This window comes from Terriglobales bacterium (assembly GCA_035691485.1).
GTDB lineage: Bacteria > Acidobacteriota > Terriglobia > Terriglobales > Acidobacteriaceae > JAIQGF01.
The window spans coordinates 1-22,799 of the sequence record DASSIZ010000078.1 but is presented as its reverse complement, the minus strand read 5'-3'; the positions used below and the strand labels follow the sequence as shown (position 1 = coordinate 22,799).

The following is a 22,799-nucleotide window of genomic DNA, read 5'->3' as shown; positions in this document are numbered from 1 at the left end:
CCGCGCGTCGGACCGAGCTGTTTGGGCTCGACCAGTTGCGCAATGCCTTCATTCAGCCACTGCGGGCAGCGTCGGCGCGAAACCTGATTGATGAAGGAGTGCGCCAGCTCGTGCTTCAGCACGCGCGACAGCTCGGGCGTCACCCCCGTCAGCCCCTGGATGGGAATGCGCAGCTTGCCGTCGTTCAGCGCTCCGATCCAAGATGGCGCTTCGGTTACGTCAAAGAACGCCTGGTTGGTGTAGAGCGAGACCGAAATGTTCTGGCGCGGCGAGATACCGAGATCGCGCACCAGGTCGGAATAACTGGTCTCCAGCGAGGCCTGCACCTGCTGGCGAAGCCCCGAGGACGTGGTCGCGCCTTCGTAATGAATGCTGAAGTGGCCGGTATCGGTCTGGGTGAACTCGGCTTCCGCCGCCAGTTCACGCTGGGCGCGGTCAAGATAACTGCGGACATTTTCGTCGGGGCGCAAGGCGAGGGAGCGCTTCCAGGCCAGCACTGCCTGCGGCAGGCGATCGGCGCTGTAGTCGGCGAACCCGAGGATCGTCCAGGCGTCAGCGGAATTGGGAGCGGCGCGCGTTGCCCGATCGGCGATGGAGATGGCGTCAACCGCGCGCCCGAGCTGAATGAGCACCGCAGCATAGCTGGTCAGGATGGTTTCATTCTGTGGAGCGTAGGTGAGCGCGCGATCCAGGTAGTAGCGGGCGCGCTCGCGGTCCCCGCGCTCGTACTCGTGACGTCCCGCGATAAAAAAACCGGCGGCCGCCTGCTGCGCGTCGGCCGCGCGCTCGAGAGCGGCCAGCGCCTCCGAATCTACGCGGCCGTCCTTGATGATCTTCAGCGCGACTGCATCGCTGCCGGCCATGCTGGCAGCAACGTTGGGAACGTCGGCGGGCGCTGGGACGGGCCGCGATGGGGAGCGCGGAGGAGGGGCGCCGCCCGCCTCGATGTGGTCGACGATGCTCTTGGGAATGGCGTAGGCATCCTCGCCGACCTCATAATAGATACGAGGTCCGTTTTCTGAGACCTTGTCGGCCAAAATGGTGCGGCCGTTTTTCAGGTAAATGGTGTCCGCTGTCGCGAAGGCCGAACACGCGATCATGGCGCAGATCCAGGGAACTCGCACGTTGGCGAATTTTAGCATTGCTCCTTTCCGCGGCACGTGGCCGGTAACCACGACGGTGCTGGGACTTTTGTGCCTGCTGTCGTGCGTCGCCTGGGCGCAGACTGGCGCGAACGCTCCCCAGCCGGCAACACCGGCTCCCCCGGCTCCTACAACCTCCAAGGAATCCGCGCCAGGGCCGGGCCCAGCGGGTGCGCTCTACCGCCGGCTGCGCGAAGTGGGATTGGATCCGGCCGCGGTGTACAACGTGCGCGGGGCCGCCATCCAGCGGGAAGACCTGCACCTGACCCTCGAGGACGGCACCATCGCCTTCGTGCGCGCCGTGGACGGCCGGGTTACCGGCGCGTTTTTTGAAGGAGAGGGCGAGGTGCTGCTTTTTCCGCCTGACCAGGCCGAGCGCGGGTCGCTGGCATTGTTCACCGGCGCGGCGGTGCTGGAGGAGAAGTTCAACAGCGCCTACTTTCGCTTCAACGACCAAACTGCCGAAGAACTTAAGCCTTACCTGCGCGCGGAGGAAGATCCGCAACCGTTCATCGACAAGTATGACAAGGTCGCGCGCTCCCTTGCCGAAGCCGATGCGCTTCGCCTGATGGCCACCTATTTGAACCAGGGCGCGCCAGCCTCCGATCGCCTGTTTCGTGCCCGACTCAACGGCATCAATCTCGGCATTTTCGACGTTTACTTTGACACCCTGGTATCCGAACAGATCGTGGTGCTGAAGTTGAGTTATGTCGACGGCATTGGCTACTACGACGTGCTGTGCTCATTTCCAGCGAGGTCGGCCAGGAGTGCCTCTGGCGAAGAAAACCGCAGCAGGGCAACGTTGCGCATCGCGAAGTACACAGTCAAGGCCAAGGTCGAGCCGCCGCACGCCGTATCGGCGGATGCATCGCTCGATGTGGAAGTCCGGGAAGCCGGACAGCGGGTCGAATTTTTTGAACTTTCGCGCTACCTCAAGGTTACCTCGGTCGAGGCGGACGGCAAAGCGGTAGAGTTCCTCCAGAACGAAGCGATCGAGGGCAGCGCGCTGGCTCGCCGCGGCAACGACGTGGTCGCGGTGGTCTTCCCGGAACCGTTGCGACCAGGCCGCAGGCTGAAGCTGAAGTTCTCGTATGCAGGAAACGTGATGTCCGACGCGGGCGGCGGACTGGTGTACGTCGGCGCGCGCGGCGTCTGGTATCCCAATCGCGGCTTGGTGATGGCCGATTACGACCTGGAGTTCCGCTATCCTGAAGAATGGACGCTGGTAGCGACCGGCAAGCGCCTGTCGCAGCAGCGCGTCGGTAGCGAACAGGTCGCGCACTATGTCTCCGAACGCCCGATGCCGGTGGCCGGATTCAACCTCGGACGATACTCGATGGCGAGCGCCAGGACAGAGGATCAGGTCCTGGTGGAAGCCTTTGCTGCGTCCGGTATGGAGCGTGCTTTTCCTTTGCCGCAGCAAGCGGTGGTGGTTCCGGAGCCGCTGCCAAACCGTCCGGGGACCACGCCGCCGGTTGTGCTCACACCGCGGGCCGCTCCCGAGCCGGCCAGTAATGCAGCGGTGGTGGCGCAACGGTCGGCGCACGAGATGGACTACTACGCGCGCAATTTCGGACCGTCTCCCTACAGTTCGCTCATCCTTTCGCAGATGCCAGGCCCCAACAGCCAAAGTTGGCCGGGGCTGGTTTTTCTCTCCAGCTACGCGTTTTTGTCGCCGGAGGAGCTGGCGCTGACGCGCCTAAAAGCGTCCGGCATGCTGATGTTCGGCGGCTTCATGCAAGCGCACGAGACCGCGCATCAGTGGTGGGGCGACCTGGTCGGCTGGAAGAGCTACCGCGACCAGTGGCTGGTCGAGGCGCTCGCAAGCTACTCCGCGATCCTCCAGCTGGAAAAAGAACGTCCCGATTATTGCAAGCAGGTACTGCGCCAGAATCGCGCCGATTTGCTGGCAAAGAACGCTGAAGGTGAGGAGTTCGCGGAAGCCGGGCCGGTGACGCTCGGCTTGCGACTCTCGTCGTCGCATTTTCCCAACGGCTTCGACGTGGTCAGCTACGGCCGCGGCGTATGGCTCATGCACATGTTGCGCACCATGATGAGAGACGGCGCCAAGGACAACGATGAGCCTTTCCTGCGCGGGCTGAAAAAGCTGCGCGAACGTTTCCAGGAAAAAGAGATGTCCACCGGCGATTTCCTGCGTGTCATGGAAGAAGAAATGCCCGACTCGCTGCGCTACGAGGGAGCGCAGTCGCTCGATTGGTTTCTTACGAGCTGGATTAACGGCACCGTGATTCCGCGGCTGGAATTATCGGATGTCAGGACCATCCGCCGCGGCGCCGGCGCCCTGGTCACGGGAAAAATACTGCAGAAGGAAGCGCCCGACGAGCTTGTGACCTCGGTGCCGGTGTACGGCAACGTCTCCGGACGCCAGGTGCTGCTGGGGCGGGTCTTCGCCGATGGCCACGAGACACGCTTCCGGCTGCCAGCGCCCGCCGGAACCAGGAACGTGGTGCTGGATCCGTACGACACCGTGCTGAAGAGATAAGGACCGGAAAATCGCCATCGTGGGATTTCAATGCGCGGGCTGTGGCCAATGGAACGAGACCTCGGTCGACGTATCCATGGGCCGGCGCCAGCAGTACGTGGAGGATTGCCAGGTGTGCTGCAAGCCCAACGTGTTGCGCGTGGAATATGACGGCGAGGAATGGAGAATCGAGGCGGAACTGGAATGACGAATCGAGCCGAACACATTGGCATTGTTGCCTGCAGCGCCGAGGGAGCGGCTCTTTGCTATCGCACCCTTTGTGCCGAAGCCGAGCAGGTAATGGGACGGCATGACCACCCTGAGATCTCCATGCACACGCACTCCCTCGCCGAGTACATGCGTTGTGTTGAGGCTGACAACTGGCCCGGGGTGGCGGAACTGATGCTTTCCTCCGCCGCCAAGCTGGCGAAATGCGGCGCCGATTTCCTGATCTGTCCCGACAACACCATTCACCGCGTGATGCCGCTGGTGCGGCCGCGCTCGCCGCTACCCTGGATCCACATTGCCGGGGCGGTCGGCGACGAAGCGGTGGCGCGCGGCTTCCGGCAACTGGGCATCACCGGAACCAGGTACCTGGTGGAAAGCAGCGTCTATCCCGAGGAACTGGAGAAGCGCGGCCTCGGCTGGCTGCGGCCGCAGGAGACGGAGCGCGAACGGATCAACACCATCATCTTTGACGAACTGGTGCGCGGCCAATTCACCGCCGAGGCGCTCAAGGATCTGCAGGAGGTCATCGAAAACCTGAAGCGGCGCGGCTGCGACGCGGTGGTGCTCGGCTGCACCGAAATACCGCTGCTGATAAACGATGCCAATTCGCCGCTGCCTTCGCTGGATTCCACGCGCCTGCTGGCGCGCGCTGCCCTCCGCCGTGCCACGCAAGAGAAAGTGGCTAGAACGAGCTTGGCCGATGCTTAGTCCGCCAGCAGCAGGTCAGTCCAGCTCCAGCGAAGTTGAGAAGGAAACTTGACTGGACACTGACGACGTAGTCGTAACACATCCCGACGAGCTGCTGTCACTGTTTCCTCCACAGCCGCTGTGCCAGTGCCCACGCTGCGGCCGGTAGCAGGAGCACGGCGCCGGTGCAGGCGGCAAGAAAGCGTACGTTCACCGCGGCGTCAATCGCCGTGGAAGCGCTCCAGGCGGTGATGGAAATGACCGCCATACAAAGCCCGAGATCGGCCGAGAACACGCGCCCGCGATACTGATCGTCAGTGTGGAGCTGCAGCAGGGTGGTCGAAAATGTCCAGATGATCGAACCGCCGAAGTGGGCGATGATCACCGATAGGAGCGCGAACCGAATCGTCGGTGCGACAGCAATCGATCCCACGCCGCAGGCAGCCGCCAGGAAACCGAACAAAATTCCGCTCCGCAACCGTTGGTCGTGCTGCCCGGCCCAGTTGGCGCCGAGCAGCGGTCCGAGCAATGCTCCGATCCCGCGGGCCCCGATCAGCAGGCTCATGCCGAGCACGGCGCCTCGTTGTCCGGCGGTGTTGCGCAGGTGCACGGCGAAGTCACGCTGCCCAAGGATGGTGTAGATGACCCAGGTGGCGCCGATCATCAGTCCCAGCCCGCCTTTCACCAACACCGTGGCCAGCAGCCGCGGCCGGTCCTGCAGGTAACGCAATCCTTCGAGCATGGGTGAGAAGTTTACGATCTCACGCGCCCGCAAAGGCGGGAGACCGGCAACGTGCGGCTCGTCAAATTTCATGCTTCCGATCAGCAGCGCAGAGCCGACAAATGTCAGCGCATTGAGAATGAATACCGCATCACGGCCGAGAAACACCGCGACAATGCCGCCCAGCGATGCGCCAATCGCCAGGTTGAAGGACCAGGTAATCGACGACAGCGTGTTGGCGACCACCACTTCGCCGCGGCCGACCAGGTTGGGGATCACGGAATTACGCGCCGGTTCGAAGAGGGCCGCGAAAATCGTCTCCAACACCAGCAGCGGATAAACCAGCCACACGGTGGAGCGCGAGCGTACCAGCAACATCGAAAGCACGATGACGGCGCGCACGATGTCGGCGGTGATCATTACGCGCTTGCGGCGGGTACGGTCGTTCACCACCCCAGCGCAGGGGCCGACCAGCGCTTGTGGCAACACTTGCAGCGCCAGCGCCAGTCCCACCGACTGCGCGCGCCCGGTGAATTGCAGAAGCAGTGTGTACAGCGTGACGGTGTAGAACCAGTCACCCAGCTCGCTGACAATCTGCGCCATCCACAGCCGGCGGAAGTTGCGATTGCCACGCAGCAGGCGCCCGTACGCGCGCGGAGAGACGCGCTCGGGCGCGGCAGCGCTGAATTCCAGGGCGGTCTCTCGGTCGCTGGACAAGGTGGAGAATAAGAAGACGGCAAACAGCGGTAGCTGCAGGCTCAGACTAAACGATAAATCGCGCTAGCGGCGTCCTTGGGTCCGGCTGGGCGCACGGCAACTCGCTTCAATTTCTCTGACCCGACTTCTCCGGTTCGGCGCGGGCCGGCTTTCCCGTAACCTTGGCGGCGTTGACCTGCTCCGACTGGCCGCGCGCGATGCTCAAGGTTTTCCACTCGGCGCCGCGAATGTGCTTCGCCAGGAAAACAATCTGTCCCACGTGGTAGGCATAATGCGCCACCGCCCGATGCAGCGCCTGCAATGCGGTGAGCGGCTCCCCGCGAATGGTCACCGTTCGTTCCAGATCTTCCGGCTTGAGCGAGGCGATGGTGTCGAATGCGATCTTCCAGCTTCTTTCCCACATCTCCATCAGATCGGCGCGCGTGGCGCCGCTCGACATTTCAAATTCCTGGTCGCGATGCCGGTCGGGCTTCTCACCATCGGTGGTCAGGAAGTCGCTGAGCCGCGAGCGCATGTTCCCGGCAATGTGCTTGACGATCACGGCGACGCTGTTGGATTCCGGATCGGGCTGGTAGAACAATTCCTGGTCGCGAAGCTGCGCGATTGCGCCCTCCGCGAGTCGCTTGTGCCCGCGCAGCGAACGTCGGGCTTCATCGAGGTAGGCGGCAGCAATGGACATTCCGTTATTGTAGTCGGCGCGCCGTTGAGCTATCAGGAGGAATAGCGGCGCGGGTTCGATTTCCCGCCGGCAACGAGAAGGGGCTTCCGATGGCGGAAGCCCATTGCTGTTATTTAGGAGCCCTGTGAAACGCGAGTGTCTCGCGTTAGTGCTTTTTCGCTTTCTTAGCTGCCTTTTTCTTCTTCATCGGCATGTTGCGGTTCCTCCTATTGGAACGTTTTCTCCCTTTGTTGCAGAGCCCGGAGACCCTTCAGCCACGTCATGCATGGTGTGGCTGGTAACTCTGTTTTCAGATATTGCGGTCAGTAGCCATCCAAGTCAATGGAAATAGTGGTCATCGGCGGGTTTGCAATCTTGGCACGCGGCACGGGTGGCAAGTCCGGAGCGACGGATCGTCGCTCAAGACTCGCCACAACTCGCAACGTTCAGTGTTGTCCGTTCAGTTCCGCGCCGAAGTCACAAGTCTGGTTTGTCGGCTGCGCCGGCAGTGAGGGCGGGGTTTGCCACGCCGGATTCGTAAAGTCAAAGAACTCCACCATGTCGTCGGCCCAGGCGTCGCGCGCGGTGAGCGGCGACAAGCCGAAGCGTGTCTCGATCAGCTTCAGAATGGACGTCGTGTCCCGTACCGTGTGCGACACGAAATGCGCCTTCACCCATGGCGAGATCACGATCAGCGGAATCCGGAACCCGGTATGTGCGAAGTCCCCCGGCAAGCATTGCGCGTCGAACCCGGGCGTGCAGATGGGAGCGATGTTGTCGGGCGCGGGCGCGCTCTGAATGGGCACGTGATCGAACAACCCGCCGTACTCGTCGTAAGTGTGGATGAACACCGAGGACTTCCACGCCGCGCTGTTCAGCAACGCATTGATGACTTGGGCTGCCTTCGCCGCGCCTGCCTGAGTGTTGTTGTCGGGGTGCTCGTCGAGGCCGGTGCTCGATGGGCGCTCGATGAAGACCACCGCCGGCAGCTTATCGTCGGCGGCGGGATCAGCCAGCGTGCTGAACCAGTCGCTGATGTTAAACACGTGACCGCGGATCGCCGGATCCTGCCAGTCGGCGAACTGTGCCAGGAAAATGCTGTTGTCCAGGTAGTAGTAACGCCAGTTCACGCCAGCGTCGGTGAGGGCGCGGAAAATCGTCTTCTGCTGGAAACCGCCGGAGGGCGGCGTGTCCGGATAGATGTGCCCGAACGATGTTCCCGTGAACAGGTACATGCGATTGGGAATGGTCCCGGCCATGGTCGACTCGAAGAAGCGGTCGCTGGTGGCGAACTGAGCCGCCAGTTCGTAGTAGTACGGCAGGTCGTCCTGGTTGTAGTAGCCCATGGCGCGGTGGTAGTCGGGGTCAATGGACGACGGAAGCTCGGTGACATTGACGAAACGATCCATCTTCCCGTTGTCCCAGTCGTCCCAGCTCGGGTTCCACGATGGGCTGGTGTTTTCGACGCACGTGGTCTGGTAGTGGTAGGGGTGAACCGCGACTCCATTACGGTCTATCTGAACTGCATTGGAGGGCATGCCGTCGACGTCATTGGCCAAGCCCTTGCTCGCCTTGTACGGTCCGAGGAATCCGAAGTAGTTGTCGAACGACCGGTTCTCCTGCACGAAGAAAATGATGTGCTTGATGGAGGACTGCAGCGAGCCACCCGGCACCAGGGTCACGGTTGCGGTCGCTGTTTTGGTGTTGCCGCCGGCGTCGTGCGCGGTCGCGGTGTAAGTGGTGGTTTGTGTCGGCTTGACAGTGAGCGAGCCGTTCAAGTTGACGGGGCCCACTCCCGGCTGAATGTCCACCGACGTCGCCGCCTGCGACGTCCAAGTGAGGGTCGAACCCTGGCCGGCGGCGATGCTCTTTGGGTTTGCGCTCAGCGTTACGCCGAGTTGCTGCTGCACTGTGACCGTCGCGGTCGCATTGCTTGAGCCTCCTGGCCCGGTCGCGGTGATGGTGTAGGTAGTGGTGGCCCCCGGCGAGACATCCACCGTCCCGGACGGTGCGGCCACGCTGCCGACTCCGTTATCGATGGAAAGCTTGGTGGCGTTCTGGCTGCTCCAGGTCAAGGTCGATTTCTGCCCGGCAATGATGGACGTCGGGGAGGCCGACAGTGTGACGGTCGGAACCCCCTGTTGCACGGTCACAACGACGGTGGCGGTCGCGGTACCGCCCGGGCCGGTCGCGGTTGCGGTATAGGTGGTGGTTGCGGTCGGCACAACCGCGGCGCTGCCGCTGAGCGCGGTCTGCTGGCCGTCGTTCGCTGGAGGCGCGGGCGTTATCGTCACCGACGTGGCCGCCGTGCTTTGCCAGGCCAGCGTGCTGAACTGGCCCGCCGCGATCGTGGCCGGAGTCGCGGTGATGGTGATGGTGGGCATCACCGGAGCCGGTGTTACGATGACCGTCGCCGTCGCCGTGGCAGTATCACCGTGCGTGCCCATCGCGGTGATAGTGTAGGTTGTCGTCGTCGTGGGCGAGACCTTCAGGTTGCCCGCCAGGGGCATGTTGGCGCTTCCCCCCGGCGTCAGCGAAACCGCGCTTGCATTCGTCGTGCTCCAAGTAAGCGTGGTCGATTGGCCTACCGGAACCGATGCCGGCGAAGCCTGCAGTTGCACCGTGACGTTTGCCGTTCCTCCGCCCGGCGTAGCGCCGCCGGCGGTGGAGGTAGTGCCGCCGCAGGCGTTGAGCAGAATTAAGGTCAGGATTACGATTGAAACGAAGAGAAACCGCTGCGGAGCCCCAAGACCGGGTACCAAGATTACACCTCACCTAGCATCGTGCCTGCTGAATTTGAGGCCAAGCTGAACAGAGGAGTTGTCCTGGGGGCTGCATCGTGCTAGAAAACGCAGGCTGATACCCGGTGAGCCAGGGGCGAGCAACCCTATTACCACCAGCAATCACAAAAAGAGGGCAGATGGCGACAGCAAAATCAGCGGGCAAGAAGCGGGGCGAAGAGGTGCTCATCCCCGACAAACTCTACTTCCGTATTGGAGAGGTTTCGCGGCTTTGCCGCTTGCCGGCGTACGTGCTGCGGTTCTGGGAGACTGAATTCCCCCAGCTCAAGCCGATCAAGAGCAGTACCGGCCAGCGCATGTACCGGCAGCGTGACCTGGAAAATGTGCTGCGCATCAAAGCCCTGCTCTACGATCACGGTTTCACCATTGCCGGCGCCCGGCAGCAATTGCGGACGGAGGCCAAGGCAGTCAAGGGCCAGGTCGGGCTGCCATTTCCTCGGCGGGCCCCGACCGATGGATTGAGACGAGTGCGGCAGGGATTGCAGGAAATTTTGTCTATCCTTACCAAGAGCGCAAAACGGGCTCGGACGACCCACGCCTGATGAACGTGAAGCGAACCATCGGTCTCCTTTTTGTGGCGGCGCTAACCACCTCTGCGGCGGCGCAGCATGAGCACCATGCCATGCCCAGGGTTTCGCACGCCATGCTGTCCCTCAGTTCCGACACCGACAAGCGCGAGATCACGGCGAAGCTGGGGCCGTTGTATCTGCCCGCGCACACCGATCACACCGCCACCCATCAGCCTCTGCCCCAGTTCCTCACCATTCCGTTCGACGGATGGATTACCGCCTACCATCCTGCGCTGGTGGACGATGCCGGCAACAAACTTCCGGGACGCATGCTGCATCACGTTGCCTTCTGGAACACGCGCCGCTCCGATTTTCTTTGTCCCAACAAAGAGGAGCACATTTTCGGCGCCGGCGGCGAGATGAACGACTGGCCGGCGCTGCCCGGTTTTGGCTACCGCGTGCACAAAGGCGATCGCATCCGCGTGACCACCATGTTTCACAACCCTACGGGGCAGGATTATCCGAGCGCGTGGCTGGTGGTGCGCATGGAATATCAGCCAGAAACGGCGTCGCTGAAGAGCGTTTACCCGGCCTGGTTTGACGTCAAGCAGTGCGGCGACTCCAGCTTCCCGATCGTTAGCGGCGGCATGACCATGAACGCCGAAATTGCGGTGAATTTTTCCGGCCGGCTGCTTGGCGTCGGCGGCCATATGCATGACTACGGTGAGCAGCTTGTGCTCTCCGACGAAACCCAGAAGCAATCGATCGCGAAGTTGGATTCCACGCTCGACGGTGAAGGTCATATCCAGTCCATGCCGGTGGTGGTATTTTTGGACCGCGGCGGCTTTCCCCTGAAAAAAGGCGATGAGGTTGCGGTGCAGGCCAAGTATGGCAACCCGCGCCAGGCCAATGCCGAGGGCATGGCCATCGTGGTCGGCTACTTCCTCCCCGCCAACGACGCCGACATGCAATCCCTGGCGCGCAAGTAATCTTTCTTCCCTCTAGCCTCGCGCGCTGCTCAGAGGTAAGCTTCACGCCATGAAGCGCGCTCTCCTCGTCATCGGGCTTTTGCTCGGTCTGCTCGTCATCATTGCGGTCGCACTGCCGCTGTTTTTCGACGCGGATTCCTTCCGACCGCGCATCCAGACGGAACTCCATAGCGCGCTTGCGCGCGAGGTCACGATCGGGCACATCTCGCTCTCGCTGATGGCGGGCGGCGTCTCCGCGGAAAATATCACCATCGCCGACGATCCCGCCTTCAGCTCCAAGCCTTTCCTGGGCGCCAAATCGCTCGATGTGGGAGTGGACCTGGCGGCGCTCATCTTCTCGCGCACGCTCAATATCCACTCCATTACCGTCGTCAATCCTGAGGTTGCGCTGATTCAGAACAACTCCGGCAAATGGAACTTCTCCACGATTGGCGCAGCCAAGACTTCGACCGCCAGCACATCCCCGAGCACGGCCGCCAATTTTTCCGTGCAGAAACTGCGCGTCGTGCACGGGCGGGTCTCGGTTGCTGCCGGCGGCAGGAAGCCGCTCACCTATGACGACGTCACGGTCGATGCCAGCAATATCTCCTACGCATCGCCAATTCCTTTCACGCTGGAAGCGGCCACTCCGGGCGGCGGGAAGCTGAAAGTGGACGGCAACGCCGGACCGATCGACCGCACCGATGCCTCGCGCACGCCGCTGCAAGCCTCCGTGTCCATCACCAGCATGGACCTGTCACGCACCGGCTTTCTGGCTGCCGATTCCGGTCTTGCCGGGGTGATGGATTACACCGGCACAATCTCCTCCGACGGCAAATTCCTGAAAAGCGAAGGCAGCGCCAAGGCGCATGACCTGCGCGTGGTTAAGTCCGGCACGCCGGCTCGCCAGCCGGTCATGCTCAGCTATACATCGGAATACGACTTGAAGCGCCTGGCAGGTTCGCTCTCCCGCGGGGAAGTGCAGACCGGGAGCGCCGTTACCGTTATCAGCGGCAATTACCAGAGGCGCGGCGAAGACACCGTCGTTCACATGAAGCTTACCGGGCAGAACCTGCCCATTACCGAAGTTGCCGGGCTTCTGCCCGCGCTCGGGGTTGCGCTGCCCGCGGGCTCGTCGCTGCAGGGCGGATCGGTCACGGCGAACCTGGCCATCGACGGCGCGCTCGACAAGCTGGTCACCACCGGCACGCTCGACCTGGCCAACGTCAAGCTCGCCAATTTCAATCTCGGCTCGAAGATGTCGGCGATTGCCTCGCTCGCCGGTATCCGCAGCAGCCCCGATACCACCATTCAAGCCATGAACTCGCGCCTGCGCATCGCGCCCGAAGGCATTCGCGCCGACTCGCTCACCATCATCGTGCCGGAACTCGGCACCGTTACCGGCGCCGGCACGCTCTCCAATGCCAACGCGCTGAACTTCAAGATGACCGCCAGGCTCAACAGCAACGCCAGCCTAGTCGGGGGCCTGCAGAAAGTCGCGGGCCTGGGCCAGACCAACAAGGCTATCCCTTTCTACATCCAGGGCACGACGCAAAACCCGATCTTCGTGCCGGACGTGGGCGGCTTTATTGGCAACACGGTAACCGCGCCCGCGCAGGGCGTGCAGAGCGGCATTGGCGGAATTCTCGGCGGCTTCTTCCAGAAAAAGAAAAAGCCATAAGCGGGGACAGCGACTGCTCCGGAATTGCAACCGTGTCCAGCTCACCCCTTCCAAGCGCCTAACGCCTTGCGCACCAGGATCAACTGCCCGAGGTGGTAGGAGTTGTGGTCGGCAATGAGCAGCGCTTCGCGCAGAATGGTCTGACCGTCACCCCACGGTATGGCCACGTGCAGGTCGGTCTTGGGGCTCATTACCAGCTCGCGCATCGCTGCCAGGTCGGCGCGATACTGGCGCACGCTTTTGTTCCAAGCTCCCGCCGGAGGAGTTGCGCTCTTCGGCCAGTACTTGTCCGGCCAGGCGAGGGATTTGTATTCAGGATTGATGCTGAAATCAAGGATGTCATGCAGCGCGATCCGCATGTGTTCCAGCAGTTGCCAAGCGGTATGCGGCAGGTTCTCGGCTTTTGCGCCGCGCAACTTCGGCGGAAAGCCGCGGACGGCGTCATCGAACGAGGCGTGTGCGTCCTTCCCGTCGAGCAGCCACGCCAGCCAATGACGAAGGGATTTATCGCTGTTCATTGCCGCACCCCCCGGTCATGTTACTCGCTACGAGTCGCCAAAAAATCAAAGGCCGCCCGAGGGCGGCCTTTGGGTTTCGCAAGTGGTTCAGGGCTTGCAGCTTTCGCTGACCATGCTGAGGTTGGTGACCTTCAGGTGGCCATGCTCGGTTGCGTTCTTGTCCATGCCGTGTTCCTGCATCTCGGTCTTGGTCTTTTCTTTCATCTCGTGCGCCTTGGCATGAGCGCGCGATGCGGTTCCGGTGATCTTGACGGTATGCCCGACGTGCGGCGCCAGGTCAACGTTGTCGCTGCGCAGCTCCCACGTGCTACCGTCTTTCGCGGTGAGCACAAACTCGTTGGCGCCGTCGCCCTTTTGCAGGCAGCCGGCCAGGGTGCGGGCTTTGCCTTCGTTGTCGTTATCATCCGATTTTGCTACCGCAACTGCGCACGCAAAAATCAGCAGGGCCATCAGCCCGGTTGCTATTTTCAGTTTCATGATTAGCCTCCGAAATTGGAATAACAGTCGAGGTGGGGACCCCTGGTTCGGAGGGCGGCATCTCGCCTTCCCGCACGCGACTTGTTCCCGCTACTTGGACGCAGGCAGCTGGCGGGGGGTGGTCTGCGTTTTTCCGCTTATCACAGATAATCAATCACTTAGCGGAGTCGAAGCTCTCAGTCAGCGCACGTTATTGCTGTGCCCGAGGTTTACGGCTCGAGTTCGACGACTTGCCTTTGTGCTTGGTAACTGGTTTCACCTGCTTGCCTGGTTCCGGCGCCAGCTCGTCGGCGGTGGTGAAGATGGGCTCAATATCCACCGGGACATTGGAGAGCCGGGCCAACTGCTGCGCGACGTTGGGGCGGATGACGGCGAGCGCCAGCATCTTCTGCGCGCCGGCATAGTCGCCGGTGGCCTCGACCGTGAGCAGGTCATGGGTGAGGTCGCGGACCGCGTCCTTGATCTTGTTGAAATCGACGGCGAAGGTTCGGTCCGGCTGCTGCGCGAAGCCGCCATGGTCGACCAGGTAGTTAAACTGCATTGCCATCCCCTTGCCATGAGCGTCGCCGGAACCGAAACGTAGCGAGCGAAACGCTGATGCCAGGAACGTAGTGTAGAGCTGGCGCTCGGCTGCCGGTCCAGAGCGCAGAACGCCGGTCAGGTTCAACTCCTTGGCATGGTCCATCATGAATTGCAGCGCCCACAGTCCTGTGGCATCGGCCTTCGCCTCCTCGATGGCGCTGTATAGCTCTTTCAGCTGCAAGCGCGGGTTGGAAGCCTGGCCGTCTACGGTGATCTGGTGCGGGCCCAGGCCGTGCATCAGTTCATGGCAGAGGATATGGGTGAAGAACTGCTCGAAGCTGACGTCGGCGCGCTCGCGGTCAACCAACAGCCGCGAAGCGATGGGAATCAGCACGGTGCGGAACTTGGCTTCCTGCACGTTTTTCAGCATGACGCGCTTGGAGCCTTTCTGCGCAACCACGCGCTCGTCGTTCGGCAAGTTGTAGGCGGCGGTTTGAATGCCGTGGGCGCCGTCTCCGCTGGCGATGATTTCGTTCACCACGCGGATGGGAGCGCCGGGACCCAACTTGGGATTGCGGTACTGCGGATCCTCAGGAAGATTGTTTTCGACGGTTTGCAGCGCACCCGCGAAGGCGGAGAGCTTGGAGGATTCAGCGTCGTCACGAAGGTTGATATAGGCCTCAAAGGCGGCCTTGTAACCGAAAAGCTCGTCGTTGTAAGTCTCGTAGGGCCCGAACGTGATGTCGAGCGGCGCGTCCAGGTCCATCCACGCCACGTCGCTTTCGTAATAATCGTTGGAGAGGAAAGCGTCGGCGCGCGTGCTCAGGAAGCGCTTTAACGAGGCGTTATCGGTCAGCGCGGCGGCCTCGCGGAGGAGCGCGGCGCATTTTTCCAAGTCGGAACGGTACTCCTGGCTGTACGGAACCAAGCCCAGCTTTGCGCCCTGCTGGCGGATGACGGTGAAAAATCCTTTGGCTGCTTCCTGCTGCTCTGGCGGAAGCGTCGCCAGCCAGTCTTCAAAGGCCGTCTTGGTCAGATTGGGCGGGTAGAAGTTGCTGCCGAGCGGCTTGCGTGCCGGAACACCGGGGACGAAAGCGCGGAACTCATCGAGGTCGGACCACGGTCCCTTGTTGATCCAGAAGTAGTGCAGGCGTGCTTGCCCGAGAGCAGTCTTGTCTGTCTGCAGCTTCTGGTAAAGGGCGAGGTCGCCGCTCCAAAGCTGGTTCATGAAGATGGAATTGAGAATGCGCGCCGCCTGGATCAACTTGACGAGCGCTTGCCGGTCGCCGGACGACAGGCGCGAGATCTCCACTCGCAGCGGTGTACTCGCAAAGCGTGCAGCCATGCGGTCAAGTTGCGTGAGATCGGGAATTTTCTGGCTTGCCTCTTGCGCGGCAGCGGAGGCGGAGAAGGAGGCGAGCAGCAGCGCCCCGACGATGAGGAAGATTTTCATGAGCAACCTCGAAGAGATAAAGAATAACAAAACGCCGTCCGGCGCTGGCCCGCGGCCGCCTCGTCCATGTAAAATTCAAATACAGTCCCGAAGAACCAGAGTAGGTTGCCATTTTGCCATGAGAAGCATCTTCCAGAAGTCCGCCGTCCTGCTGGCCGGGTTGTGCCTGGCCTGCGCCGCCGCATTTGCCGCTGATTCCGTCATCGAGGAAATCATCGCGCGCGTCAACAGCGCCATTATTACCCGTTCGGAGTTGATCAAGAGCCGGGAGCAGATGGTGCAGGAGGTCCATGAAAAAATGGGGACCGGCGCCGCGGCGGATGAGGAAGTCAAGAAGAACGACAAGAACATTCTCCGCGATGTAATTGACCAGCAGTTGCTGGTGCAGAAGGCGCAGGACCTCGGCATTTCCGGCGACACCGAGGTCATCAAGCGTCTCGACGAAATTCGTAAGAACATGAACCTGGATAGCATGGAAGCGCTGCAGAAGGCGGCCGAGGCCCAGGGCGTCTCCTACGAGGATTTCAAGCAGAACCTGAAAAACCAGATCGTCACGCAGCAGGTGATCCAGCGGGAAGTGGGCTCCCACGTGCAGGTCATGCCGGAGGAGATCAAGAAGTTTTACGACGAGCATCAGAAGGACTTCCAGAGACCGGAAACCGTCCGGCTGAGCGAAATTCTGATTTCCACGCAGCAGCCCAGCGTGGACAAGAACAACCCGGCGCCGCCGGACGCGCAGCAACTCGAAGCCGCGCAGAAAAAAGCCCAGGAAGCGCTGGCGGCGATCAAGGCCGGGGAAAAATTTGAAGACGTCGCCAAGAAATTGTCGCAAGGTCCGTCGGCAGCGCAGGGCGGCGATTTGGGCGAATTCAAGCGCGGCACCATGGCCAAGGAGTTGGAAGACCGGACGTTCGCCATGAAACCTGGTGACGTGACCGACGTCATCCGCACGAAGCAGGGATTCGTCATTTTGAAAGTGACCGAGCACACGGCGGCGGGCGTGCCCCCGCTGAAAACCGTCGAGCCCAACATCCAGGAGGCGATCTACTACCAGAAGCTGCAGCCCGCATTGCGCGAATACCTAACCAAGCTGCGCGAAAATGCATTCATCGACATTAAGCCGGGATTTGTGGATTCCGGGGCTAGCCCGAACCAGACGCAGCCCGTGATCGTCGCCTCCGACACGCCCGGCGCGAAAGAAAAGTTAAAGCGGAAAAAGAAGCTCGGCATCTTCTGAGAGGGCCTAAGTTTTCAGCAAAGGCCTGGCCCAACCAGGCCTTTTAATTGGGGTGATGGGCCGTTGCACCTCACCACACACGGCAAGCATTTTCCCGGACCATGGGCTGGCCGGGGTTGCAGCCCCAGGTCTTCTGGAACTCCGGCATGTTGGAGACGACCCCCTTGACACGGTACTGTCCCGGCGAATGGGGATCGGTGAGCGCGCGCAGGCGCGACTGCTCCGGGGTCACGTTCTGGCACCACACCTGTGCGAACGAGATGAAGAAGCGCTGGTCGGGAGTGAAGCCGTCAATCTGCTTGGGGGGCTGATTTTCCTCTTTCATCTTGTTGTGCAGAGCCATCAGCGAAATGCGGAGGCCGCCGTTATCGGCCGTGTTTTCGCCTAGCGTCAATCGTCCCTTCAGGTGGACATCATCGACCGCGACGAACTGGTCGTACTCATCGGAGATGCACGACGTTCTCTTCTCAAATTCCGCCTTGTCGGTGGGGGTCCACCAGTTCCGCAGGTCTCCGCCCCCATCGTACTTGCTCCCTTGGTCGTCGAAGCCGTGCGTAAGTTCGTGACCGATGACGGCCCCGATGGCGCCGAAGTTGACCGCATCGTCCATTTTGTTGTCGTAGAACGGCGGCTGAAGGATTCCCGCCGGGAAATTGATGTTGTTCTGCGGCGGGTTGTAATACGCATTGACCGTGGGCGGTGACATTCCCCATTCCAGCTTGTCCGTCGGTTTGCCGATTTTATTCAGCTGCCGCATCCGTTCGAACTGGTCGGCGCGCTCCAGGTCAGTGAGAAAGTCGCCGCGAACGATTTGCAGCATGGAGTAATCGCGCCAGTTGTCGGGATAGCCGATCTTGTTGGTGATCGCAGCCAGCTTGACGGCGGCGGCTTTCCTGGTTTCCGGCGTCATCCAGGACAGCGACTGAAGATCTTCGCCCATCGCTTTCTCGATCTCGGTCACCATCTTCAGCGTGTGCTGCTTGCCTTCCACGCCGAAGGTCAGGTCCACGTAAGGCTGTCCCAGAGCTTCCCCGAGCCGGCTGTCGGTGAGGCGAACGCACCGCTTCCACCGGGGTTGTTGTTCTTTCTGGCCTTCCAGGTACTGGTTGTAAAAGCGGAAGTTTTCCTCGACGAACGGCGCCGAGAGCCATGGAGCGTAGGTGTGAACCAGGTGCCAGCGCAAGTAGGTCTTCCAGTCATTCAGCGGCACGGAGTCAATCTGACCGTTCAGCGCCTTGAAGAAATCGGGCGCTACCACGTTCACCTTGCTGATAGCCGGCGCGCCCGTGGCGGTGAAGTACTGATTGAAATCCAGCCCCGGCGCCAGTTCCGCCAATTGCTGCTGCGTCATCGGATGATCGCGGTTTTCGGGGTTGCGAAACGCGACCCGGTCCATGGCGGCTTGGGCCAGCGCCGTCTCGATGGTCATCACGGTTTTGGCTTTGGCGGCGGCGGTTTGCCCATTGTCGCCGAGCAGCTCAAAGATCCTGGCTATATGCCCGACATATTTCTCGCGCTGTTCGACTGACTTGGCATCGTCCTTGAGATAGTAGTCGCGATCCGGCAGCCCGAGACCGCCCTGGTGCACGGCGGCAATCTGCATCGTCGAGTGGTGCAGGTCGGCTTCGGGACCGAAGCGGAATGCGGCATTTACCCCGAGGACATGCAGGTAGGCCATGGTCTTGACGAGGTCCTCGCGGCTGCTGATCTTGTCGATGCGATCGAAAACGGGTTGCAGCGGCTTGCTGCCGGCGGCGTTCGCCTTCTGCTCGTCCATGCAGGAGGCATAAAAATCGCCGATCTTCTGCATCACCGCATTCCGCTTGGGATCAGGCTTGGCGGCAAATTCCAGGATGGCATGCAGGACGTCGCGATTGCGTTCCTGCAGTTCGCTGAAGCGGCCCCAGATGGCCTGGTCAGGCGGAACGGGATTCTTCTTCATCCACCCGCCGCAGGCGTACTTATAGAAATCCACGCACGCGTCGACGGACTTGTCCATGGCGCTGAGGTCGAACACCGGGATGTTGGGCAGGTCGGCGGGGAGGCTGAGCCCGGCCGGGTTCGCCGGTGTTCTGGTTTGCGCGAAGGAACAGGAGATGAGCAGCAGGCAAATGGCGACGATAGAAAAAGTACGCATAGGGTCCTCAGGTCGAATCACAAAACGAATGAGTGTACAGGCGCGAGCCGCAGGGCTCAAGCAGGAAGGGACGAGCTCCGACGGGAAGAACAATCCTGGCACAACAAGGGCCTAGAAAACTTTAAAGTGGATGGTCAGGTACTTCTTTGGGTTCTCGCGGATGGCCTTCACCAGGTTGCGTGTCTCCAAAAGCATCTGGTCGGTGTTGTTGTAGACCTTGGGATCGGTGAGCAGGAGCCCGGCAGTGCCCTTGTCGGAATCGACCTTGTCGGCAATGGAGGACAGTTTGGTCATGGTGTTATCGAGCTTGCGCGCAAACTCGGGGTCCTGCGCGAACTTGCCGAGCGCGCCCTTGCCCGCGTTGATGTCGGCCATGAGCGCATTGGCCTTCGCGATGGTGGCATTGGCATTGTTGTACAGCGAGGGATCCTTGATGAACTTGCCGATGGTGCCTTGGCCGCTGTTGATCTCGTCGATGACCTTGTTCAGGTTGTCGATGGCGCCGGTAGCCTTGTTGTAAAGCTCGTCGCTGGCAATCAGCTTGCCCACGCTGCCCCGGCCCTGGCTGATCTGCGTGACCATGCTTTGCACTTCCGTGAGCGTGGTATTGAGGCGCTCGTAGAGCTTCTCGTCGTAAATCAGCTTGCCGATAGACCCGTTTCCGCTCTCAATCTGGGTCAGGATGCGATCGACGCGGCGAACCAAGACGTCCACGTTCTCGAGAGTGCTCTGGCTGGCTTGCACCACGTCCTGCAATTGCGAGCTTGCTTTCCCGGTCAGCGTGTCGCCGTTCTGCGCGGGCGGGCCGGTGGCGCCGCGGCTGTCGATGTCGACAAAGGTCTCACCCAGCACGCCTGCGGTGGAAAGGCTGGCGACCGAGTCCTTCTTGAGCGCCCCCGGAAAGCGGGTGCTCAGTTTCATCCTCACTTGGACCGGGGTCAGGCCGTGACTGGGGACAACGGTGATGGCGTTAACGTTGCCGACGTCGACGCCTTCCAGACGTACCGGGGCACCCACACGCAATCCGCCGGCGTTATTGAAAAAAGTGCTGACTACAATTTTCTTGGTGAACAGGCCGCTCGGTCCGGTCATCAGGAAGACCAGAACAATGAGGGTGATACTGGCGAAGATGACTACCAAACCGACGCGCAACTGCGCCCATCTGACCTGTCGCTGGCTAGGCAAGTCTCCCCCGTAGCGTTCCCCGTGTCGGGAAGTTGGCAATGATAGCAGAAGGGTCAAGGAAAAATCCTGTCGGAACTCGCCGCGCTTCGCGAGTTCGGCAATGCGCGCCAACACCGTGACTGCCGGCGAATGAGGCGGGAATGGAAGCGAAAGACCTGCTAAAATCCTGTGCGCAGTTCAATAGGCAGGGAACTATGGCACTGAAACGTTTTCTAGTGTTTGCATTTGATCCGGCCGCTGCCGCGGGCGGATGGCGCGATTACAAGGGCGATGCCGACAGCAAGGAAGAGGCCGAACGCATCGCGGAACAACAGCACGGCCGAATCCAGATTGTCGATACCGAGTACCAGGAAAAAGTCGCCGGCGCGACTGCTCACCTGGTGTACACGCTCTACCGGGAATATGAGTACCACCAGCACTGAAAAGAAAGACTGCCACAGTCGGTCAGTCCCTGGGCGCGATCGCAGAGACTGACCGATCTTCTTCCGATCTGTCATCCTTGAAATCTATAGCTGCTTTTTCTACACGCCTGAGTAAGCGGAGCGCTTCATGAAATTCCCGGCGCCTGCCTTGCCGTGGAATTGATCACCCTCCACGACCACGCGCCCGCGTGACATCACCAACTCCGGCATGCCGGTCACGGTGATCCCTTCGAACATGCTGTAATCCACCCGCATGTGGTGCGTCGTGGCGCTGATGGTGTGCTTGCGCTTGGGGTCGAAGATGACCAGGTCGGCATCGCTGCCCACCGCGATCGCTCCCTTGCGCGGGTAAAGGCCGAACAGTTTGGCCGGCGTAGTGGAGACCAGTTCCACGAAACGGTTCACGTTGAAGCGTCCGCCGGCCACGCCGCCGGAGTACACCAGGCTCATGCGGTGCTCGATGCCGGGCCCGCCGTTGGGAATCTTGGTGAAGTCATCCTTGCCGAGTTCCTTCTGCTCCTTGAAGCAGAACGGGCAGTGGTCGGTGGAGACCACTTGCAGATGATCGTGCTTCAAGCCTTCCCAGAGTTTTTCCAGGTGCCATTTTTCGCGCAGCGGCGGAGTGAACACGTACTTCGCCCCTTCAAAGCCGGGAGCGTCGAAATTTTCCAGGGAGAGATAGAGGTATTGCGGGCAGGTCTCGGCGTATACCGGCAGTCCGCGATCGCGTGCCTCGCGAACTTTCTCGAGCGCGTCGTTGCAACTGAGGTGCACGATGTAGAGCGGCGCGCCCGCCATCTCCGACAACGCTACCGCGCGGCTGACGGCCTCTGCTTCGGCAGTGGTGGGGCGAGTGAGGGCGTGATATTTGGGCGCGGTTTTGCCCTCCGCCAGCGCCTGCTTGACGATGACGTCGATAGCGCTGCCGTTTTCCGCGTGCATGCAAACCATGCCGCCGTTTTTTGCGGTCGCGCGCAGCGCTTTGAAGATGCTGCCGTCGTCGAGCATCAGCACGCCGGGATAGGCCATGAACAGCTTGAATGTCGGCACCCCCTCGCGCACCATCACTCCCATTTCGTCAACGCAGGCGTCGGGCAGGTCGGTGATGATGCAGTGGAATCCGTAATCGCAGTTGGCCTTGCCGTCGGCTTTCTTCATCCACGTGTCGAATGCCTGGTGGAGGCTCTGGCCCTTACCCTGGATGGCGAAGTCAATCAGCGTGGTGGTGCCGCCAAAGAGCGCGGCGCGCGTGCCGGTATCAAAGTCGTCGGAACTGGTGGTGCCGCCGAAGGGCATATCGAGATGGGTGTGGACATCAATACCGCCGGGGAAAACGTACTTGCCTTTGGCGTCGATGATCTTCTTGCCCTGCTCGCGCGGCAGCGAGGCGGCGATGGCGGAAATTTTGCCGTCGCTGATGCCGATATCAGCGTTGCAGGTATCTACCGCAGTGGCAATAGTGCCGTTGGCGATGATGGTGTCGAATGCCATGAGGGCGTCTCCGGTCTAGTCCTTGCAGCGCGCCATTGTAACGCCAATACAGGGTTTCGCCACATTGCGACGCCGCCGCGCGGTTGGATGTCTTGATGTTGATCGCAGAGTGATTCGGGCTGTCGGCCTCACCAACATCGTGTCGGCCTCGCGTGCGCTCGGGCTGGTTTGGTTTGCGACCCTACCCAACGCTCACGCGTTGGGCTGGCGAAGCATGCCGGGCTCGCTGCGCTCGCGCTGGGTTGGTGCGTCTTTAAATCTGGGTTTATTCGGAAGCGTTTTCCGAGGCTTACGCAGTTGGGCTGGAACAGCGCATATGCCACACTGTGTGCTAGAATCCGCGCCTCTTGAGGGGTTTTCCGCAGGGGAGGGCTGTGATGAAGTTCGGTATCACCTTCAAGCCCGACATGACGGTCGAGCGCATCGTCGGCCTGACGCGCCAGGCCGAGGCTGCCGGCTTCGAGTACGGCTGGATGTTCGATTCGCACGTGCTCTGGATGGAGTGTTTCCCGCTGATGACCCTGATGGCGGCCAACACCAGGAAAATGAAGATCGGGCCATGCGTGACCAATCCCGCCGTGCGCGACATTACCGTGACCGCCAGCCTGTTCGCGACGCTCGATCTGATCTCCGGACGCCGCATGCAGCTTGGCATCGGGCGCGGCGACAGTTCGCGACGCGTGCTGGGGAAAAAGCCGGTCACACCAAAAGAACTGGCGCAGGCGATTGAGCAGTTTCGCGCGTTGACCTCCGGCAAGGAAAT

The 22,799-nt window shown here is 61.2% G+C and carries 19 protein-coding genes; 9 read left to right on the top strand and 10 right to left on the bottom strand.

Features of this window, described 5'->3' with window-relative positions; all coding sequences use genetic code 11:
• Nucleotides 1-1,100, bottom strand: a 1,100-nt coding sequence (locus tag VFI82_10850) for a tetratricopeptide repeat protein (GenBank protein ID HET7185176.1), incomplete at its 3' end; no start/stop codon positions are given.
• Here VFI82_10850 and VFI82_10845 point away from each other — a divergent pair.
• Genes VFI82_10845 through VFI82_10835 form a run of 3 tightly spaced genes read left to right on the top strand, consistent with a single transcriptional unit; the run spans nucleotide 1,066 to nucleotide 4,560 of the window.
• Nucleotides 1,066-3,645 (top strand): M1 family aminopeptidase, encoded by a 2,580-nt coding sequence (locus VFI82_10845; protein HET7185175.1) that lies wholly within the window; start codon nucleotides 1,066-1,068, stop codon nucleotides 3,643-3,645. The genes VFI82_10850 and VFI82_10845 overlap by 35 nt on opposite strands.
• Nucleotides 3,646-3,664: 19 nt before the next feature.
• Nucleotides 3,665-3,832: a CPXCG motif-containing cysteine-rich protein gene (locus tag VFI82_10840; protein HET7185174.1), complete on the top strand. Its 168-nt coding sequence runs from the start codon at nucleotides 3,665-3,667 to the stop codon at nucleotides 3,830-3,832.
• Nucleotides 3,829-4,560 (top strand): amino acid racemase, encoded by a 732-nt coding sequence (locus tag VFI82_10835; GenBank protein HET7185173.1) that lies wholly within the window; start codon nucleotides 3,829-3,831, stop codon nucleotides 4,558-4,560. Before VFI82_10840 ends, VFI82_10835 begins: the two co-directional genes overlap by 4 nt.
• Nucleotides 4,561-4,657: 97 nt before the next feature.
• Here VFI82_10835 and VFI82_10830 read toward each other — a convergent pair whose 3' ends face one another.
• The 3 genes from VFI82_10830 to VFI82_10820 all read right to left on the bottom strand — a co-directional run bounded on the left by VFI82_10830 (nucleotide 4,658) and on the right by VFI82_10820 (nucleotide 9,397).
• Nucleotides 4,658-5,977, bottom strand: a complete 1,320-nt coding sequence (locus VFI82_10830; protein HET7185172.1) for an MFS transporter — start codon at nucleotides 5,975-5,977, stop codon at nucleotides 4,658-4,660.
• A gap of 106 nt (nucleotides 5,978-6,083) precedes the next feature.
• On the bottom strand, nucleotides 6,084-6,656 hold the full coding sequence (locus tag VFI82_10825; GenBank protein ID HET7185171.1) for a DUF1572 family protein: 573 nt from the start codon (nucleotides 6,654-6,656) through the stop codon (nucleotides 6,084-6,086).
• 425 nt (nucleotides 6,657-7,081) lie between these two features.
• Nucleotides 7,082-9,397, bottom strand: a complete 2,316-nt coding sequence (locus tag VFI82_10820; GenBank protein ID HET7185170.1) for an alkaline phosphatase family protein — start codon at nucleotides 9,395-9,397, stop codon at nucleotides 7,082-7,084.
• Between the two features lie 158 nt (nucleotides 9,398-9,555).
• Here VFI82_10820 and VFI82_10815 point away from each other — a divergent pair, with 158 nt between their 5' ends.
• Genes VFI82_10815 through VFI82_10805 form a run of 3 tightly spaced genes read left to right on the top strand, consistent with a single transcriptional unit; the run spans nucleotide 9,556 to nucleotide 12,594 of the window.
• Nucleotides 9,556-9,978, top strand: a complete 423-nt coding sequence (locus tag VFI82_10815) for a MerR family transcriptional regulator (GenBank protein HET7185169.1) — start codon at nucleotides 9,556-9,558, stop codon at nucleotides 9,976-9,978.
• Nucleotides 9,979-9,983: 5 nt separating this feature from the next.
• Complete coding sequence (locus VFI82_10810) at nucleotides 9,984-10,934, top strand: hypothetical protein (GenBank protein ID HET7185168.1); 951 nt, start codon at nucleotides 9,984-9,986, stop codon at nucleotides 10,932-10,934.
• Nucleotides 10,935-10,983: 49 nt separating this feature from the next.
• Nucleotides 10,984-12,594 (top strand): AsmA family protein, encoded by a 1,611-nt coding sequence (locus VFI82_10805; protein HET7185167.1) that lies wholly within the window; start codon nucleotides 10,984-10,986, stop codon nucleotides 12,592-12,594.
• A gap of 41 nt (nucleotides 12,595-12,635) precedes the next feature.
• Here VFI82_10805 and VFI82_10800 read toward each other — a convergent pair whose 3' ends face one another.
• From VFI82_10800 to VFI82_10790, 3 genes are all read right to left on the bottom strand, one after another.
• A complete protein-coding gene (locus VFI82_10800) occupies nucleotides 12,636-13,112 on the bottom strand; it encodes a DinB family protein (protein HET7185166.1) in 477 nt (158 codons plus the stop codon).
• Between the two features lie 87 nt (nucleotides 13,113-13,199).
• A complete protein-coding gene (locus VFI82_10795; GenBank protein HET7185165.1) occupies nucleotides 13,200-13,589 on the bottom strand; it encodes a DUF5818 domain-containing protein in 390 nt (129 codons plus the stop codon).
• A gap of 190 nt (nucleotides 13,590-13,779) precedes the next feature.
• A complete protein-coding gene (locus tag VFI82_10790; protein ID HET7185164.1) occupies nucleotides 13,780-15,564 on the bottom strand; it encodes a hypothetical protein in 1,785 nt (594 codons plus the stop codon).
• A 118-nt stretch (nucleotides 15,565-15,682) separates the two neighbouring features.
• Between VFI82_10790 and VFI82_10785 the strand changes: the two genes are divergently transcribed.
• The gene (locus VFI82_10785; protein HET7185163.1) at nucleotides 15,683-16,801 is read left to right on the top strand and encodes a peptidylprolyl isomerase; all 1,119 of its coding nucleotides are present in this window, start codon (nucleotides 15,683-15,685) and stop codon (nucleotides 16,799-16,801) included.
• Nucleotides 16,802-16,871: 70 nt separating this feature from the next.
• On the opposite strand, the gene VFI82_10780 is transcribed toward VFI82_10785, so the two are convergent.
• Both VFI82_10780 and VFI82_10775 read right to left on the bottom strand, forming a co-directional pair.
• The gene (locus VFI82_10780) at nucleotides 16,872-18,938 is read right to left on the bottom strand and encodes a M13 family metallopeptidase (GenBank protein HET7185162.1); all 2,067 of its coding nucleotides are present in this window, start codon (nucleotides 18,936-18,938) and stop codon (nucleotides 16,872-16,874) included.
• A gap of 111 nt (nucleotides 18,939-19,049) precedes the next feature.
• Nucleotides 19,050-20,123 (bottom strand): MlaD family protein, encoded by a 1,074-nt coding sequence (locus VFI82_10775; GenBank protein ID HET7185161.1) that lies wholly within the window; start codon nucleotides 20,121-20,123, stop codon nucleotides 19,050-19,052.
• 194 nt (nucleotides 20,124-20,317) lie between these two features.
• On the opposite strand from VFI82_10775, the gene VFI82_10770 reads away from it, so the two are divergent.
• Nucleotides 20,318-20,545, top strand: coding sequence for a hypothetical protein (locus VFI82_10770; GenBank protein HET7185160.1), 228 nt, complete (start codon nucleotides 20,318-20,320; stop codon nucleotides 20,543-20,545).
• A gap of 99 nt (nucleotides 20,546-20,644) precedes the next feature.
• Here the strand turns inward: VFI82_10770 and hydA are convergent, their stop codons facing one another.
• Nucleotides 20,645-22,036 carry a dihydropyrimidinase gene (gene hydA, locus VFI82_10765; GenBank protein ID HET7185159.1) on the bottom strand — a complete coding sequence of 464 codons (1,392 nt, stop codon included), beginning with the start codon at nucleotides 22,034-22,036 and terminating at the stop codon, nucleotides 20,645-20,647.
• Nucleotides 22,037-22,413: 377 nt separating this feature from the next.
• On the opposite strand from hydA, the gene VFI82_10760 reads away from it, so the two are divergent.
• Nucleotides 22,414-22,799, top strand: a 386-nt coding sequence (locus VFI82_10760) for an LLM class flavin-dependent oxidoreductase (GenBank protein ID HET7185158.1), incomplete at its 3' end; no start/stop codon positions are given.

Bases quoted from the DNA above. Each gene is read 5' to 3' on its own strand.
- VFI82_10790 (HET7185164.1), bottom strand. From the start codon at position 15,564: ATGAAAATCTTCCTCATCGTCGGGGCGCTGCTGCTCGCCTCCTTCTCC.
- VFI82_10785 (HET7185163.1), top strand. From the start codon at position 15,683: ATGAGAAGCATCTTCCAGAAGTCCGCCGTCCTGCTGGCCGGGTTGTGC.
- VFI82_10795 (HET7185165.1), bottom strand. From the start codon at position 13,589: ATGAAACTGAAAATAGCAACCGGGCTGATGGCCCTGCTGATTTTTGCG.
- VFI82_10805 (HET7185167.1), top strand. From the start codon at position 10,984: ATGAAGCGCGCTCTCCTCGTCATCGGGCTTTTGCTCGGTCTGCTCGTC.
- VFI82_10835 (HET7185173.1), top strand. From the start codon at position 3,829: ATGACGAATCGAGCCGAACACATTGGCATTGTTGCCTGCAGCGCCGAG.
- VFI82_10780 (HET7185162.1), bottom strand. From the start codon at position 18,938: ATGCGTACTTTTTCTATCGTCGCCATTTGCCTGCTGCTCATCTCCTGT.
- VFI82_10770 (HET7185160.1), top strand. From the start codon at position 20,318: ATGGCACTGAAACGTTTTCTAGTGTTTGCATTTGATCCGGCCGCTGCC.
- hydA (HET7185159.1), bottom strand. From the start codon at position 22,036: ATGGCATTCGACACCATCATCGCCAACGGCACTATTGCCACTGCGGTA.
- VFI82_10815 (HET7185169.1), top strand. From the start codon at position 9,556: ATGGCGACAGCAAAATCAGCGGGCAAGAAGCGGGGCGAAGAGGTGCTC.
- VFI82_10825 (HET7185171.1), bottom strand. From the start codon at position 6,656: ATGTCCATTGCTGCCGCCTACCTCGATGAAGCCCGACGTTCGCTGCGC.
- VFI82_10800 (HET7185166.1), bottom strand. From the start codon at position 13,112: ATGAACAGCGATAAATCCCTTCGTCATTGGCTGGCGTGGCTGCTCGAC.